General features: G+C 31.0%; 1 protein-coding gene. It reads right to left on the reverse strand.

The window, feature by feature from the left end; all coding sequences use genetic code 11:
* Positions 1-259: 259 nt before the first annotated feature.
* Entirely contained in the window at positions 260-742 is a 483-nt protein-coding gene (locus BM179_RS24995) for a hypothetical protein (protein WP_143095326.1), read from the reverse strand.
* Between the last annotated feature and the right edge of the window lie 491 nt (positions 743-1,233).

Genomic DNA, 1,233 nt, shown 5'->3' on the forward strand with positions numbered 1-1,233 from the left:
TAAAGATTATTAGTTAAATAAATAACATTCTCTCTGACACGGTAAATCGAAATGAAAAATAATTTGAAATGAAAACAGTAATTTGACATACTATAAGACAACCTACTTTTTTGATTATCCGTAGTCAAAAAGACTACGGACAGGAGGGGTTGAAATGAACGTTTGTTTGAAATTAAAGCAAAAAATGCCATCTCATGTGCTTATCGTGTCAAAGACACTCTACAGCATAAATCATCCGTAGTCAAAAGACTACGGACAGTTAGGGGTAACCATTACATGAGAATGTACAATATCTCCAATATTTAGACTCATCCACCAAGATTTCGGAAAATGACGGTCTACATAATAAGCTAAATATATATTTAATATCGCGCCATTTCGGTTTATACAATTTACAATCCATCAATAATCTCTGGTGACTGTCAAAATAAAATTTTTCAATAATTGTATCCCCTTGAACAAAATAAAATCCTAGTCTCAAATCATATGAATCATTTATCAAATTTCTCTTACGTGTAATTCTTTTTAAAATTTTACGAATCTTTTTAACTCTTAAACTATCCGTAACATCATACAAATAAAATCTATTTTTATTTGTGGATTTTATTTTGTCAATTTGATTTTCACTAATAGGAACAACATTATGTCCACTAAATGGTATACCTTTGATGCGAAAAATATTTTCTTGAGCGAAAATATTTGTGTACAAGAAAATATAAAATAATACATATGTTAATCTCATAATTAAATCAGTTTTTAGGTTTATAGATTGGAGATACTCCTCCAATTGGTTTAGTAGAAAAAGCTCCCTCTGATTTGTAAAAACTACCCTTATGATTTGGCCTTGCTGCTTCTTTCATTACTTGGGTAGCAAATGGAATTTCATATTTTTGAATAATATACTTTTCTTCAACACTACGCCATCCCCCTTCTTCTGTTCTACCAAATGCATCTAATCTCTCATAATATTGTTTTTCAGCATTCTTTCGACCCTCTGAATCACCACGCTTTTGCTTTTCAACTCCCTCTTGAAGAATTAAGTAATTTTCATAAGCTAAATAAGCATGCCCCCCTTCATGTAGTAATGCATTAATTGGAGCATGAGTATTTTGATTAGGATCAATATATGCTCCATTGGGAGAAATGGAGACGTTAAAGATTATATACGGATGTATGAACCTCCAGCCCTTAGAGTTCCATACGACTCTAAAGATTATTAGTTAAATAAATAAC

The organism is Pseudarcicella hirudinis, assembly GCF_900115665.1.
Lineage (GTDB): Bacteria > Bacteroidota > Bacteroidia > Cytophagales > Spirosomataceae > Pseudarcicella > Pseudarcicella hirudinis.